This is a genomic window from Vibrio sp. 10N.261.51.C6 (assembly GCF_041471785.1).
Classification (GTDB): Bacteria; Pseudomonadota; Gammaproteobacteria; order Enterobacterales; family Vibrionaceae; genus Vibrio; species Vibrio crassostreae_C.
Window position 1 is genome coordinate 135,121 of sequence record NZ_JBFRPB010000013.1, and the last position, 15,792, is coordinate 150,912.

Consider the following 15,792-nt stretch of genomic DNA (forward strand, 5'->3'; position numbering starts at 1 on the left):
ATGAATGTCGCATTTCAGTGTCACGTTTAGCCTTTTTGTTGTCACTCTTTTCTAAATTTTAATTAATCGCTTTCTTGGTTATTGGCTAAGATGAATAAAGGGGCGGGATCGCTTAAAATCACAGGAATGTTGAAAAGATATAGTACATTCTTGATCTAAGTGGGTACTGCCCATAAAGTATCAAACTAATATAATAATAATTTAGATGTGAACGAGGTCGATTTGTCACATTTCCAGCAAACTATCTCCGCTTTGATTGAGCGAGTACAAAATGCCCAAGCAAGCGAAGTTCGTTGTGTTGAAGTTCTAACGCAAAAACCATCGTTTGCATTTATAGAATGGCTTCATGCTCAACCGCTCTTTCCTAAGTTCTACTGGCAGTCACGCGACACTCGTGAAGAGGTTGTTGCGCTCGGACAGTTACATACGTTTTCAGATCCTGCACCCGCGTACGCTATTCTTGGTGAAGACCAACGAATCTGGGGTGGACGCTCGTTTGATGGGCACACCGCAAAGAACCGTCGCTGCATGGAGTCGTTTTTCTTCCTTCCTCAGGTTGAATTGATCCGCTTTGACAATACTTGGTCGCTGGCGGTTAATTTGTCCCCTGATCGCGTTTCTTCTATTAATGCTTTGAATAAGCTTTCTGTAGAAGCCGCGATATTGGCGCCTTTGTCTGCCCATATTGAACAGATCAATCACGTTCCAGAAAGAGAGCAGTGGGGCAACCTTGTCGATAAAGTGCTGCAAGGCATTAGCGATGAAGAGTACAAAAAAGTCGTTTTAGCACGTAAAACCACACTGCAACTCGATGCGCCTATCTGCGCAGCTCAATTACTTAAAGCCAGCTATCTGCAAAATCACCACAGTTTCCACTTTATGTTGGTGCTGGATTCTAAACACAGTTTCATTGGCTCGACACCAGAGCGCTTATATAGCCGACATGGTATGGAGCTTGATACCGAGGCGCTTGCTGGAACCATTGGTCGCGGAGAGAACGCTACTGAGGATATGGAACTGGCCAACTGGCTTTCTCAAGACAGCAAAAACCTCAATGAGAACCAGTATGTGGTCGACGACATCATTGAGCGTCTCACTCCTCATTCTCAAACGGTCCATGTTGAAAAGGATGCGCGTCTAGTGCGCTTGCGTAAGGTGCAGCATTTGAAGCGCAATATCCATGCTCAGCTCAACAATGGCGTTAATGGTGTGCAGTTGCTTGCTGCCTTACAGCCAACTGCTGCGGTGGCGGGTTTACCTCGTAAAGAGGCGATGGATTTCATTCTTGAACACGAACCGTTTGCACGAGGTTGGTATGCAGGCTCTGTAGGCTATATCAGTCATCAGCGAGCGGAATTCTGCGTGGCGATTCGAAGCGCCTTGATTGTAAACGATCAAGTACAACTGTTTGCTGGCGCGGGGATCGTGCCGGGATCGGTTGCCGAACATGAATGGCAAGAGCTGAACAAGAAGATGTCTACTCTGCTTAGCTTAATTTCAGATCATCCTCCATTGGGTGTCGCGTCATGAATCACGACCAAGCCGTATTAAATAGAGTTTGGTGTCACACGTTACTTGAAGAGCTTGCACGCAATGGCGTTGAACATGTTTGTGTTGCTCCGGGCTCTCGCTCAACGCCGCTAACTCTCGAAGCTGAAGCCAACTCCAAGTTAACCTTACACACGCACTTTGATGAGCGCGGGCTTGGCTTCTTGGCTTTAGGTTTAGCTAAAGCGAGCAACAAACCCGTTGCGGTGGTTGTTACTTCTGGAACTGCCGTAGCTAACCTTCTACCAGCGACCGCTGAATCTGGATTAACGCGAGAAAAGCTAATCTTGTTGACCTCCGATCGACCGATTGATTTAGTCGACTGTGGTGCCAATCAAGCGATTCAGCAGCAGGGTATCTTTTCGTCTCACGTTGAAACGGCACTAAACCTTCCAAGTCCAACGACACAAGTTTCTTTGAATTGGCTTTTGACGTCGGTTGATAACGCACTGGCGAAACAGCGCAGCGTCGGTGGGGCTATTCATATCAACTGTCCGTTCCCAGAACCGCTTTATTCCGCTAATAGCGCCGAGATGTATGCGGATTATACAAAGAGCGTGGCAGCTTGGAGAGCTTCAACCTGCCTTTACTCGAACACTTATTTGCCCAGTCATTTAATCGATCAGCCTGTCTCAGCAAGTGATTATGTCGCTCGTAAAGGCGCAGTGATTATTGGTTCTATCGAGAATGAAGCCGCAATTAAAGCCAAGCAGTTTGCGACAGCTTTGGGCTGGCCAGTATTCTGTGACCCTCAATCGGGTGTCAGTAGTGACTGGAAACACTATGATTTATGGATGCAAAGTGACGCAGCCAAAGCACAGCTTAGTCAGTGTGATTTTATTATCCAGTTTGGTGAGCGCATCGTATCTAAGCGTCTTAACCAATGGGTAAAAGAACAAGCTGCCACATTTTGTTCATCGCAGTACATCGTTGTTTCACCAGATGCACATCGTATTAATCAAGATCATCTGCCTCAAACTCATATTGTCGCTGATATCGAACATTGGTTATCAGAGCAACATCTCCCAACGCTGTTGGGAGAACATGCTGGCTGGGCGGCATCTTTGGCGGAAGTCGCGAATACGGTTCAGCAGTTAGCGTTGGCGCAAATCTCTAATAACGACCAACTGACAGAGTTGAGCGTTGCCGTTGACTTGTCGTCTAGACTTAAGGGCAGAGAGCTTTTTGTGGGAAATAGCTTGATGGTAAGGCTGGTGGATATGCTGTCATCAATCTCTGCGACTCAAGTCTACAGCAACCGCGGTGCATCGGGCATTGATGGCTTGGTGGCGACGGCTGCGGGAGTGATAAAAGCCAACCAGAATCCTTTGATGATGCTGATTGGTGACACCTCTTTGTTGTACGACCTAAATTCACTGGCTCTGCTGACTCATAATTTAACGCCGATGGTTATTGTTGTGACCAACAATGACGGTGGTGCGATCTTTGACTTGTTGCCGGTACCAGAGCAGCAGAAACAGTCACTTTATCAAATGCCTCATGGTTTCAGTTTTGAACACGCTGCTGCGCAGTTCCAACTTGGTTATGCGGCGCCAGAAACTTTGAATTGCTATCAAAACATTATCGAACAACATTTCGAACAGGGTCAGGGTACCTTGCTCGTAGAAGTTAAGACGCCTCCCGAACAAGCGTCTACTTTGCTGAAGCAATTCAGCTCAATGCTCACCGAGGCATTAGCCTAAGGACTTTACATGCTTTACTCCAATTATTACCCAGCAGTACAAGAATCTTCTGACAAACCTTTGCTTGTTTTTTTACATGGTTTACTCGGAAGCGGGGATGATTGGAGTGCATGCCACCCCTTCCTCGAAGACTTTCCTCGTCTTTGCATAGATTTGCCCGGACACGGACAAAGCCGGTTTATCGACCCTGTAGGCTTTGATCATTGCTGTACCAAGATAGTTCAGTGCATCACATCTCAGCTGGCTCTCAACGATCTTCCTGTCGATTATCCTATCGTGGTGATTGGGTATTCTATGGGGGGAAGGCTTGCCATGTATGGGGTAACAAGCCCTTGCTTCGAAACTCTTAACTTAGAGAAAGTCATCATTGAAGGTGGCAACTTTGGCTTGGAATGTGATGAAGAAAGAGCACAAAGGTTAGTACACGATACGCAATGGGCTGTTCGCTTTGCACAGCAGTCGATTGAAGATGTTTTAGACGATTGGTATCAACAAAGCGTCTTTTCTTCACTAAATCATGAGCAAAGACAAACTTTGGTCATAAAGCGTAGTGGTAACCTTGGAGTATCCGTAGCAAATATGTTGTTATCTACTTCGTTAGCTAAGCAACCGGATTTACGTGCCACATTGAAATCTCATGAGCATTTATTGCATTATGTATGTGGAGAAAAAGATCGTAAATTCATGGAGCTAGCTGAGAATAGTGGCTTTGAATATAGTCAGGTGGATTACGCGGGTCATAATGTTCATTTTGAGCAACCAGAGATGTTTTCAAATCTGATCATCCAATGTATCGCCAGTCGTTGATGAACTGACTGAGCGAACCTCTCGTATCAAGCGCTATAGAAAGCAGAGCAACACCGTCGCGACTCTACTCTAGTCGCGCTCTCTAATAGAACAATGGGAATCATCATGGCTAAAACAGTAGGCATCACAGAAGAAGAACTTTACGCAGCCGTTAACTGGCGCGATGAAAGCAGTCAATATGAAGATATTCAATACCACAAGTCTGATGACGGTATTGCGAAAATCACGATTGCTCGCCCTCAAGTGCACAATGCGTTCCGTCCACAAACCGTAAAAGAGATGATCAATGCACTGGCTGATGCTCGTTATGACGAGAAAGTTGGCGTAATCATTTTGACTGGTCTTGGTGAGAAGGCATTCTGTTCTGGTGGTGACCAAAGTATCCGTGGTGACTACGGCGGTTACCAAGATGACTCAGGTACGCACCACTTGAATGTACTTGATTTCCAACGTCAAATTCGTACTTGTCCAAAACCAGTTATCGCAGCGGTATCGGGTTGGGCAGTCGGTGGCGGTCATGTACTTCACATGATGGCAGACCTTACTATTGCAGCTGAAAACGCGCAGTTCGGTCAGACGGGTCCTAAAGTGGGTTCTTTCGATGGCGGTTGGGGTGCTTCTTACATGGCTCGTATCGTTGGTCAAAAGAAAGCACGTGAAATCTGGTTCTTGTGCCGCTTCTACGATGCACAAGAAGCACTGGACATGGGCCTTGTAAACACCGTTGTTCCTGTTGCTGACCTAGAAAAAGAGACAGTTCGTTGGTGTCGTGAAGTGCTTCAACACAGCCCAATGGCACTGCGTTGCTTGAAAGCGGCACTGAACGCTGACTGTGATGGTCAAGCAGGCTTACAAGAGTTGGCTGGTAACGCAACCATGATGTTCTACATGACAGAGGAAGGCCAAGAAGGCCGCAACGCATTCAACGAGAAACGTCGACCGGACTTCGACAAGTTCCCGCGTAATCCATAGTCTTTCTCCTCTTCAAAATGAGTCGCTAATAGCGGCTCGTTTTGTTTTGATGTTCCCCGTTTTTTAGGAAACTTTATGAACTCAGTGAATTCTCAGCGTCACGCTAAACTTTACCGTTATCAATTACCTATGGATAGTGGTGTGGTTCTTCGTGACAATAAGTTGAACGAACGTGTTGGCTATATCATCCAACTTGAGTGTGATGGTAAAACTGGTTTTGGCGAAGTTGCGCCTTTGCCCGGTTTTAGCCAAGAAGATGCCGAACAAGCTGGCATTCAGCTTCAACACGAATTAGAGCTTTGGAGCCACAATAAGCCTCAAACGCCTTTCGACGAGCTGTATCCTTCTGTCGCGTTTGGCTTTTCAATGGCGATGATGGAATTGCGAGGCGATCTTAACGCTCAAGGTAACTACCAAGCGGCGCCTTTGTGTACAGGCGATCCAGATGAACTGATTCCTGTATTGAATGAGATGGTAGGCGAGAAGGTCGCGAAAGTGAAAGTCGGCCTCTACGAAGCGATTCGCGATGGCATGTTGGTTAGCTTATTCCTTGAGTCGATCCCTGATTTGACTCTAAGACTTGATGCCAACCGTGCGTGGAAGCCAGAGAAAGCGAAGCAATTCATTAAATACATTTCGCCGTCAATGCGCCAGCGTATAAGCTTTATCGAAGAGCCTTGCCAAAAGCCAGAAGACAGTTTGGCCTTTGCCATTGACCATGGTGTGGCGATTGCGTGGGACGAGACACTGCAAGAAGCGGTGCGCAGCCCGGAATTTGATCTTAGCGACCTTACTGGTGTTAAAGCAGTCGTGATCAAGCCAACTCTTATTGGTTCTGTCGAGCGTTGCGTGGCAATCATTGAGCGAGCACAGAAGCTTGGAATGAAACCTGTATTGAGCTCAAGCATTGAGTCGAGCCTAGGTCTGACTCAGATTGCTCGTCTGGCGCAGCAATATTTGCCAAATGAAGTGCCGGGGTTGGATACGATTGGCTTGTTCAAGCAGCAGCTAGAGGTTTCTTGGCCGGGCTGTCAGTTGCCTGTCTCTACGCTTGAAAAGCAACAATTGATTTGGTCTTCTTAGACCGAGCTATTTGAATGGCTATTTAGTTAGCTTAACAAGTTCTTAATCTATTTTTGGTTATCATATGATGCGCCCACAATCTAATCATCCCCCGCTCTGGGTAAAGTGGGCGCAGCAAAACCCACTTCAACCTGCGTTAGTGACCACTCACCGCACTTATACTTGGCAGCAAGTGTTTGTGTTGGTTAGTGAGTACCAACAACAGCTATCTCATCAAGGCCTATCTGAAGGTGATGTACTGACGATTGTTGGTAAGAATCAAGCTGAAGTGATCCCTGTTTATCTTGCCGCACTCAATTTGGGTGTGGTTTGTGCGTTTACGATGCCTCAGCCTAGTTTACGCCTGAAGCAAAAGCTCGATTCCTTATATCAAGCAGATCAACAGAGCTACCTTTGGCTCTTGGGCAATAGCGGAATAGAGCAATCAGAGACTGCCGATTTGAATACTCAGTTGGTGACCTTGCCTTGCCTAAGTGAACTGAAGTTTGATGGTGATGATGAGCAGATAACGACACCTCAAGAATCCAATTTCAATCCGCAAAATCTAGCGAGCATCGTATTCACTTCAGGTTCTACCGGAAACCCAAAAGCGGTCGCTCATACACTTGAGCAGCACCTATGCTCTGCGTCAGGGCTGCTTGAGGTGTTTCGTTATCAACAAGGTGACACGTGGTTACTGAGTTTACCTATGTACCATGTGTCGGGGCTGGCGATAGTTCATCGTTGGTTGGCGGCTGGTGGTTGCATCAAAATAGGCACAGGTCAGCTTGAAACCGATATAGAAGAATGCAGTCATGCTTCATTGGTCGCTACTCAACTACATCGATTGTTAAAGAGTAAGCAAGCACTTACTTTAACGCATGTACTTTTGGGTGGTAGTCATATACCAGAAGCACTTGGGCTCGAAGCTCAACAAATGGGCATCGAAACATGGCTTGGATACGGCATGACTGAAGCGGCTTCAACCGTGACCGCGAAGCCCGTTGATGCCGGCAGCACCGCCGGTTTTGTCCTTAACCATCGCCAGCTAAAAATTGAAGAACAACGTATCTTTATTGGTGGCGAGACGCTCGCGTCCGGGTATTACTATCAAGGTAACTTAACGCCATTAGTTGATAAGAGCGGTTGGTTTGATAGCAAAGATCTTGGTGAGTGGCTTGGCGAACAAGTGTCGATTATTGGCCGTGCCGACAACCAGTTTATTTCTGGTGGTGAGAACATTCATTGCGAAGAAATTGAGCGAGTACTCAATCAATTGTCTGAGGTTAATCAGGCTTTTATTGTTCCCATTGAAGATGATGAGTTCGGATTTCGACCTGCAGCGATTGTCGATTGTGCTGAGTTGCCAACCAAAGAGTGGTTTATCGAGCAGTTAACTGGTCGTCTTGAACGGTTCAAATTTCCTATTGAGTATTATCGAATGCCTCAGCAGGAACAACATGGTATTAAGGTTTCGCGCGCTGGATTGGCGCAGTGGTTACAGCAGACCCGTTCTAAATAGAGCGAAGAGCAATAAAATGAAGCGCAATACACGGTGACTAGTCGTAATTGCGCTTCAGGGGGTTGTGACGGTGGTGAAGCCGTCACAAATTCTAATTATTTATCGTGTCATTCAAGATTTGGCGTTAAGCGAGTGCCTTCTTCATTTGTTCAGCGACTTTATCTACCTTACCTAGACCAATGATAACTTGTAGACCACCTTTCCCAACCGGTACCACACCTGCCGCACCGAGTTTCTTCAGTTTCTCGCTGTCTGCTGCACCTGAGTCTTTCACAGTTAAGCGTAGACGAGTAATACAGTTATCGACTTCTAGAATGTTGTCTGCACCGCCAACCGCTTCAATGTAGCTGTTGGTTAGGTTAGCCAATGCTTCTGGCGTTTCAGTTTCTTTTTCTGCTTCCATCTCTTCACCACGACCTGGAGTACGTAGGTTGAACTTGATGATAGCGAAGCGGAAAATACCGTAGTAAAGCGCGAAGAACACCACACCTTGAACCAGTAGCATGTACCAGTTAACCGCGAGTGGGTTTTGGCTTGATAGTACTAGGTCAACGAAACCAGCAGAGAAGCCGAAGCCTGCCATCCATTCCATGCTTGCTGCAATGTAAAGCGATAGGCCTGTTAATACTGCGTGCAGTAGGAACAACACGGGTGCTAGGAACATGAAGCTGAATTCTAGTGGCTCTGTGATACCCGTGAAGAATGAAGCCATAGCTGCCGCAAGCATGATTGCGAATACTTGGTTTTTGTTTTTCGCATCAGAACAGTGATACATCGCCAATGCTGCTGCTGGTAGGCCAAACATCATGATAGGGAAGAAGCCCGCTTGGTACATGCCAGTTTTACCTGGAATACCCGTACCGTTAGCGATAGATTGCGCGCCGCCTAAGAAGTTTGGAATGTCGTTAATACCAACAACGTCGAACCAGAACACAGGGTAAAGAGCGTGGTGCATACCTACTGATAGGAACAAACGGTTGAAGAAACCAAACAGACCAGCACCCACCGCACCCATGCTTTCTAGTTTAATACCCAGAACGATCAGAGCGTCGTAAACAGCTGGCCAGATGTAAAGTAGAGCAAAAGAGAGAGCCATACCTGCGATTGAGGTCAGGATAGGAACCAAACGCTTACCGCTGAAGAACGCTAGAGCTTGAGGAAGTTCAACCGTTGAGTAGCGGTTGTAGATCTCAGCAGAGATGATACCCACAATGATACCTACGAATTGGTTGCTGATTTTGCCAAATGCCGCAGGCACTTCACTGAGTTCAACATCCATTAACTGAGCAACAGAGCCCGGAGCAAGTAGCGTGGTGACGACGAGGAACATCACAAAGCCAGACAGTGCCGCAGAACCATTCTTATCACGGCTCAAACCAAATGCGACACCCACCGCGAATAGAACCGCCATGTTGTCGATGATCGCGCCACCAGATTTGATCAAGAATGCGGCTAAGATACTTTCAGAACCCCAACCAACAGGATCCAACCAATAGCCGATCCCCATAAGGATTGCTGCAGCTGGCAGTGTGGCTACGGGAACCATCAATGCCTTACCTACTTTTTGCATATACCCGAGTATATTCATATGTGCCCCTAAGTTTGTAATTAATTTTTTTAATGTTTCTGCTCGTCAACGTATGGAGTCAAATATTGATCGAGGCAGGATTTTAAGTAACTACGGTTATTAAAAACTTATTTCTTAATGCAAACAAACGAAACGGGTAGTAGTATGAATTAAAATTTTTAATGCATGAGTTCGTATGGCTAACCATCAATCTTTACTTAGAAATCTTCATACTTTTAATGTTACTGCAGAGAAAATGAGCTTTACGCTAGCGGCTAGAAAGTTGCATTTGACTCAGGGAGCCGTTAGCCATCGAATCAAAGTGTTAGAAGGTGAACTCGGATTTAACTTGTTTGTGCGAGGGACTCGTAAACTGGAACTAACGGAAGAAGGTCAGCGCTTTCAACGAACGTTATCCAAGTCGTTAAGCTCTATTTTTGGTGAGATCGAAGACATTACCAACACAGACTTGTATGGACAGATCAATATCGGTACCAGTCCTGCATTTGCCAACAGTTGGTTACTGCCGAGGTTGGCTGATTTTAAACAGCGATACCCAAAGTTTAATCTCAATATTTTCTCGCAAGAAGAGCAGGATTTTCATCAAAATCATCTCGATGTCGCTATTTACTATGGTGCTGAAAATCTCAAAGACATGCATCGACAGCGCCTGTTTGGTGAAAAGTATATTCCGGTATGTACACCGAGTTACGCGGCTGAACACGACATCTTTGATGATGGCTTAGAATCGCTGCACCGGATTAATTTCATTCATGCACTAGGGTCAGATGTATGGCAGCGTTGGATTAAACACCACGGCTTAGATGTGAACTTGTTTGAGCAATTTTACTGTGTGAGCCACCGGGATATGGGCGTAAGAAGTGCCCTCAGCAATATCGGTGTCGCGATGGGGCGCTATCATTTTGTTAAGCAGTATGTTCAGACTGGCGAGCTCATAACACCTTATCCGAGCATGGATACAGACCAAGGGTATGACTTAATCTGCCCGTTAGGCACGGAAAAACGACCTAAGGTAAGAACCTTTATTAAGTGGTTAGAAGGGCAGTTGCGTTAGGTTAGTTAATTTAGCAATTAGATAGTTCAAAACAGAATTTATTATCTTTATAACCATCCATCATAATAAGCCATATAAATAACGGATTATAGAATAAGGTCTTATTATGAAAATTGCCCTCATCATTGCGGTTTTACTGCAGATAGGCCAAGCGATCATCTCATCGGGGTTGACTCGTTCGTTGGCTGAGCTCACCGCATTTGTGTTGGTTGTGGTACTTGTTTTAATGAAAAGAGAGAGCAAGAAGAGTGATAAGCCCCTGTTTGATTCGTGATTGTTACAACAAAGAATACCCTTACCACAAACGATAAAGGCAAAGCCCATTGGAGCTTTGCCTTTTTGTTTTGTTGCTCGCTAACTTGAGTGTCTAGTTCACCGAACAAACATCTAAAGCGTTTCTATGCGGGCTAAGCGAGAGTTAACCACGCCAATGAACCCGTTGAGATCATGACCCACATTGTAATACCAAACATCAGTGGTTTCGGCCCTGCCGCTTTTAACTTCTCAACTGAAATACCACAGCCAATTAAGAACAAACACACGACCAGTGCTCGCTTAGACACATCAAAGATTCCTTGATAGACCATCTCAAATTGTGGCAGTAAGTCACTCACCGCGATAGCGGCGCAATAGAAGAAAATGAAGTAGGGAACCGTAATCTTCTTTTGATCGTTCTTGAAGATCATCGCACTAATTAAAGCGATTGGGATGATCCAAAGTGCGCGAGCGAGCTTCAATGTTGTCGCTGTCGTCAGTGCTTCTTCGCCATACGCTGAAGCTGCACCTACTACAGAAGACGTATCGTGAATCGCTATCGCTGCCCAAGTACCAAATGTTTGTTGGCTGAGCTCAAGCGCGTGACCAATCATCGGGAATAAGAATAGAGCAACCGAGTTCAACACGAATACGGTGGCTAATGCCAAGCCAATCTGTTCATCGTCTGCTTTGATCGCGGGTGCCACTGCTGCTATCGCGCTACCACCACAAATCGCGGTACCAGAAGATATAAGATAGCCCGTAGTGCGGTCTAGCCCCATTTGTTTCGCCAAGAACCAACCAATGACTAATGTACCGATAATCGTCGTTACAATGAGCCCAATACCATCGCCTGTTACTGCTAATGCTTTTTCAAACTGAATACCAAAACCCAAGCCAACAATAGAGTAGGCCAGTAGCTTTTTGGTAAGTTTGCCGACTTCCAAGTGTTCAGGGACTAATCCTAAACTAGCAAGCAGGAAACCGATAACCAGGGCTGTCGGTGAGCTAACCCAAGGCGTTAAGCAAAACAGTGCAGCAAGATAAAATGGAGCGGACTTTTTTAGGTTCATTGTATTTAGAGTCTTGTTTTGTTGTGGCGTTATTGTGATGAGACCACTATACGTTCAATAAAATGATAAGTAAGTCTAAATGAATTGAACAAACGTTAAGGAAAACTTAACGCTTGTTCAACTGATATGAATAAAGGGCTGGTTAACTAGCGTAATGATCCGCGAAGGTCAGAGACTGACTGTCGAAGCGTTTCACAAGAGGCTTGTTTAGGTGAAATCGGCTCGCCAGCTTCTATCTCTAGCTTAGTCCAGAAGCGAGTGGGTAACCCTTTGCAGGCACGGCCTTTGTAACGACTAAAGTAGCTACCCCATAATCCTTTAAGAGCCATAGGAATCACTGGGACAGGGGAACGTTTGATGATCAGCTCCATACCACGCATGAACTCAGCCATTTCGCCATCAGAGGTGAGCTTTCCTTCTGGGAAAATACACACGATGTGACCTTCATGCAGGGCACGCTCTACTTCTTTGAAAGCGTTTCGAATCGAGTTGCGGTTGGTCGCGGAGATTGGAATCACCCCAGCTCTTTTCAAGAAGCGTCGAATTGGCGGCAACTTGGTGTAATCCTCTTCCATCACAAAACGGATCAAGCGAGGGCAAACCGCACTCAGCAGCAGTGCATCCATATAACTCACATGGTTGCAGACAATCAACGCACCGCCCTTTTCTGGCAGGTGATGTAAGTTCTTATGTTTAACTCTGTACATGGTGTGAGTGACCACCCACGTAAAGAAGCGGAAAGCGTAGATAGGCACCTGATAAAACAGGTACAGCATCACCAAAGTGTTGCCCACTGCGAGCAAGATAAACAGCTGCGGAATTGAAAGATCTAGAACACTAAGGCAAACAATACCTAATACCGCACTTCCCACCATGAACAGTGAGTTGTAGATATTGAGCCCGGCAATCACTTGGGCACGCTCGTCGGGCTTGGCACGTAACTGCATCAGTGAATACAGAGGAACAATAAAGACACCGCCAGAGATACCCAGAAGCAGAAGGTAAGCAAACAGTGGCCACAGCTCTGAGTAGGTTACGAATTGATGGAAAGAACTAAAGTCAGGCAAAGACTCCGGGATGGATATCGCCATCAGAAGACCGAAGATCGAGATACCTAAGCTGCCCATTGGCACGATGCCGATTTCAATTCGGTGATTAGATAACTTATCGCAAGCTAAAGAGCCGATTGCAATGCCTACCGAGAATAGTGCCAGTAAAAAGGCGACGGAGCTTTCAGTGCCGTTTAGATGCAGTTTAGTGAAGTTGGGAAACTGAGTTAGGTAAGCCGCACCAAGGAACCAGAACCAGCTGATAGACATCAGTGCTTGAAAGGTCGGGCGGTCTTTTTTTGCAATCGCCAGTGTCGCGCGGGTCAGTTTTACAGGTTGACACTTTACTTTAAGGTCTGGTGCATTACTTGGCGCTTGTGGGATAAAGCAGCTTGATACATAGCCAAGCACGGCGAACGAAACAATACACACCGCAGCAATGAGCTTCGCGCCTTCTTCAGATGCAATGATGCCTGCGCCTAGAGTACCAATCAGGATCGCTAAGAATGTACCTGTCTCGACGAGAGCATTACCAGATACCAGTTCTTTTGTTTCTAACTGCTGTGGAAGCAGGGCGTATTTCACCGGACCAAAGAAAGCACTCTGCGTTCCCATAAGGAACAGGAGCAGAAGTAATATCCCGTAGCTTTCGTAGATGAATCCGATCGCACCCAGTGACATGATCACTACTTCGAGGAGCTTAACTTTACGGATAAACCACGATTTTTCGTATTTGTCGGCCAGTACACCTGCTAAAGCTGAAAATAGGAAGAAGGGCAGAATAAAAAGGCCTGCGGCCAAATTAATGAATAGATTGCTGGAAATAGGCAGCGTGTCTACGCTTGCGAAAGCAACAAACAGTAACAGGACATTTTTGAATATGTTGTCGTTAAAGGCTCCTAGAAATTGGGTAATAAAGTAGGGTAGGAACCTTTTTTGCGTTAACAGCGAAGATTGGCTGCTGTTGTTCATTGTCTTTCCTTGGATGATTACCAGTTGGTTAAGTAGTTTGAGACTAGGTTATTGATCAGCTCTTTACCATCAATAGGCTCAGAGGCGAAAAATTTATCATCAACGCTAAGTAGAGTAATTCCGTGTACTCCAGACCATAATACACGGCTGGCTTTAACGACTTCGCTTTTCGTATGTTCAGGAGCAATCGCTACTAGCAACTGTTCTAGCATGCCTGTCATTCTATCGATGCGGTTCGATTGCCATTCAGGAAGGTTTTCACCGTTCATGTTGTGCTCAAAGATAAGCTGCCAACGGTGAGGGTGTCTCTGTGCAAAATCGTGGTAGCAGTAGGCAAGGTTGAATAGAGCTTGTTGAGGGTTGCTCGATTGTTCAACAGTTGCAGCGGATTCTGACGCCAGTTCATCTAATGTTTGAGCGACCACATGCAAAAGCAGTAGGTTGTAATTACCAAATACATTTACTAAGGTACTTGGAACGTAACCAATCATATTGGCGATTTTACGTAGACTTAGCTCGTGATAAGAGTGCTCTTCTAAGAAGTCGGTCACCGTTTTTAAGGTTAATTGCACTAATTGTTCGCGAGTATGATCGTTTCGTCTTGCCATGGGTACTTTCTATTAAATGAACATCGTTCAATATTTTAATGCTGCCCCAGAGTGCCGTCAATCCCTTCGCTAGTTTAGTAATCAATTAATAGCCGCAATATTATGATACATGTGTAAACACGGTGAATATTTCATTGTTCTTTGTTAACGAGTATGATTAAGGTGTCGAAAGATAAAAAACCTATAAAGGATAATAATGAAACGATTTTTCTCACTAGTCGCGATCCTGTTGGTAACAGTCGCGGTGACGCCAATCGCGGAAGCGAAAAAGTTTGGTGGTGGTAAGTCATTTGGCAAAAGCTTTAAAACGGCTCCAGCACCAAAACAACAAAACACGAATTCGATCCGTCAAGATCAAACAGGTAAGAACACAGCAGCTAACTCTAGCAAGAAAGGCCTTATGGGCGGTCTGCTAGGTGGCTTACTTGCTGGTGGTCTTTTAGCTGCATTCTTTGGTGGCGCATTTGAAGGTATCCAGTTCATGGATATTCTGATTATGGGTCTGATTGCTTTCCTAGCGTTTAAATTCCTACGCGGAATGTTGGGCGCGAAGCAGGGCTCAATGAATCAGCAGAATGCACGTGGCCAACAGCCAGCATTCGGCGGCATGGGTCAGAACAAGTTTGAACAACCTAAGCAACAACCAAATGTTCATAACTTCGAGCAAACACAACCTCAATCACAAGGCGCTGCTGGTGGTTTCGGTTTTGGTGCACAAAGCGATGTTCCACATAACTACCCACCGGGCTTTGATCAAGCGGCATTCATCAATGGTTCTCGTGAGCACTACCGTACACTGCAAGGTGCATGGAATCACAACGAGCTAAACACGATTGAAGAATACGTATCTCCAAGCCTATTTGAAGACCTAAAAGCTGAGCGTAATAAGCTAGACGGTGATCAGCACACAGACGTAATGTACGTTGATGCTGAAATCGTTCGCGCAGACCACGATGGTAGCAAAGCACAGCTAAGCCTTCAGTTTAGCGGTCGTTACCGTGACACAGCGGATGGCGTTGAAGAAGATATCACTGATATCTGGCATCTAGAGCGTGACCTAACAACTAACAATGCACCTTGGTTAATTGTTGGTATTCAAGGTTAATTCCAGGATTTAACTCAACATCAATAGGATGTAGTTATTCGGAATAACACCAAATAATAGAAAGCCCCTGCTGAGAAATCAGCAGGGGCTTTTTTGCGTCTAATGATATGTATCTTAGTTAAAGATTGGATTAACCTGAGACTAACTAACTGATTTTATTTGGATGTAATGAGTAATGACAAAGTTCTTTGAACCCGTATTGGAGCCTGAGGTTACTTTGCAGCAGAAACAGATAATTGCGAACGAATGCGAAGAACATGTATCGACCCATTGTTTAGGCTGCGCTGCTTATCTGGTTTGTGAGCGTCATGCTGAAGTATGGGATCACTGATGTTTGAATGATTTAGCTCGATTAGTTATTTGTAGTAGCGGGTTAGTGTTTAGGAAGTTGAGGGTTGTTTTAGAAGACACGTTTAGTAAGAGATAAAGCTCAGAAACGAAAAAAGCCAACTCAATTGAACTGACCCCCAATAG

At 45.5% G+C, this 15,792-nt stretch carries 13 protein-coding genes; 9 read left to right on the forward strand and 4 right to left on the reverse strand.

What is annotated here, in order from left to right; translation table 11 throughout:
• The first annotated feature begins 222 nt into the window (after positions 1-222).
• The 6 genes from AB4375_RS03890 to menE all read left to right on the forward strand — a co-directional run bounded on the left by AB4375_RS03890 (position 223) and on the right by menE (position 7,614).
• Entirely contained in the window at positions 223-1,530 is a 1,308-nt protein-coding gene (locus AB4375_RS03890; protein ID WP_017060167.1) for an isochorismate synthase MenF, read from the forward strand.
• Positions 1,527-3,251, forward strand: coding sequence for a 2-succinyl-5-enolpyruvyl-6-hydroxy-3-cyclohexene-1-carboxylic-acid synthase (gene menD / locus AB4375_RS03895; protein WP_372051047.1), 1,725 nt, complete (start codon positions 1,527-1,529; stop codon positions 3,249-3,251). Before AB4375_RS03890 ends, menD begins: the two co-directional genes overlap by 4 nt.
• Before the next feature lie 9 nt (positions 3,252-3,260).
• Positions 3,261-4,058, forward strand: a complete 798-nt coding sequence (gene menH / locus AB4375_RS03900; RefSeq protein ID WP_017065885.1) for a 2-succinyl-6-hydroxy-2,4-cyclohexadiene-1-carboxylate synthase — start codon at positions 3,261-3,263, stop codon at positions 4,056-4,058.
• A gap of 105 nt (positions 4,059-4,163) precedes the next feature.
• A complete protein-coding gene (gene menB, locus AB4375_RS03905) occupies positions 4,164-5,030 on the forward strand; it encodes a 1,4-dihydroxy-2-naphthoyl-CoA synthase (protein ID WP_017064079.1) in 867 nt (288 codons plus the stop codon).
• Between the two features lie 75 nt (positions 5,031-5,105).
• Positions 5,106-6,113 carry an o-succinylbenzoate synthase gene (gene menC / locus AB4375_RS03910; RefSeq protein WP_017060171.1) on the forward strand — a complete coding sequence of 336 codons (1,008 nt, stop codon included), beginning with the start codon at positions 5,106-5,108 and terminating at the stop codon, positions 6,111-6,113.
• 64 nt (positions 6,114-6,177) lie between these two features.
• Complete coding sequence (menE, locus tag AB4375_RS03915) at positions 6,178-7,614, forward strand: o-succinylbenzoate--CoA ligase (protein ID WP_017060172.1); 1,437 nt, start codon at positions 6,178-6,180, stop codon at positions 7,612-7,614.
• Positions 7,615-7,738: 124 nt separating this feature from the next.
• Here menE and nagE read toward each other — a convergent pair whose 3' ends face one another.
• Complete coding sequence (gene nagE / locus AB4375_RS03920) at positions 7,739-9,184, reverse strand: N-acetylglucosamine-specific PTS transporter subunit IIBC (protein ID WP_017064077.1); 1,446 nt, start codon at positions 9,182-9,184, stop codon at positions 7,739-7,741.
• A 193-nt stretch (positions 9,185-9,377) separates the two neighbouring features.
• Here nagE and AB4375_RS03925 point away from each other — a divergent pair, with 193 nt between their 5' ends.
• Both AB4375_RS03925 and AB4375_RS03930 read left to right on the forward strand, forming a co-directional pair.
• Entirely contained in the window at positions 9,378-10,256 is an 879-nt protein-coding gene (locus AB4375_RS03925) for a LysR substrate-binding domain-containing protein (RefSeq protein ID WP_017071714.1), read from the forward strand.
• A 106-nt stretch (positions 10,257-10,362) separates the two neighbouring features.
• Positions 10,363-10,530 carry a hypothetical protein gene (locus tag AB4375_RS03930; protein WP_017068947.1) on the forward strand — a complete coding sequence of 56 codons (168 nt, stop codon included), beginning with the start codon at positions 10,363-10,365 and terminating at the stop codon, positions 10,528-10,530.
• A 133-nt stretch (positions 10,531-10,663) separates the two neighbouring features.
• Here AB4375_RS03930 and AB4375_RS03935 read toward each other — a convergent pair whose 3' ends face one another.
• The 3 genes from AB4375_RS03935 to AB4375_RS03945 form a co-directional block, all read right to left on the reverse strand.
• On the reverse strand, positions 10,664-11,584 hold the full coding sequence (locus tag AB4375_RS03935; protein ID WP_102320180.1) for a YeiH family protein: 921 nt from the start codon (positions 11,582-11,584) through the stop codon (positions 10,664-10,666).
• Positions 11,585-11,730: 146 nt separating this feature from the next.
• Positions 11,731-13,605 (reverse strand): MFS transporter, encoded by a 1,875-nt coding sequence (locus AB4375_RS03940; protein WP_136974218.1) that lies wholly within the window; start codon positions 13,603-13,605, stop codon positions 11,731-11,733.
• 17 nt (positions 13,606-13,622) lie between these two features.
• Positions 13,623-14,213 (reverse strand): TetR/AcrR family transcriptional regulator, encoded by a 591-nt coding sequence (locus tag AB4375_RS03945; protein ID WP_048613073.1) that lies wholly within the window; start codon positions 14,211-14,213, stop codon positions 13,623-13,625.
• Positions 14,214-14,409: 196 nt separating this feature from the next.
• Here AB4375_RS03945 and AB4375_RS03950 point away from each other — a divergent pair, with 196 nt between their 5' ends.
• Complete coding sequence (locus AB4375_RS03950) at positions 14,410-15,318, forward strand: Tim44 domain-containing protein (protein ID WP_017068945.1); 909 nt, start codon at positions 14,410-14,412, stop codon at positions 15,316-15,318.
• Positions 15,319-15,792 lie beyond the last annotated feature (474 nt).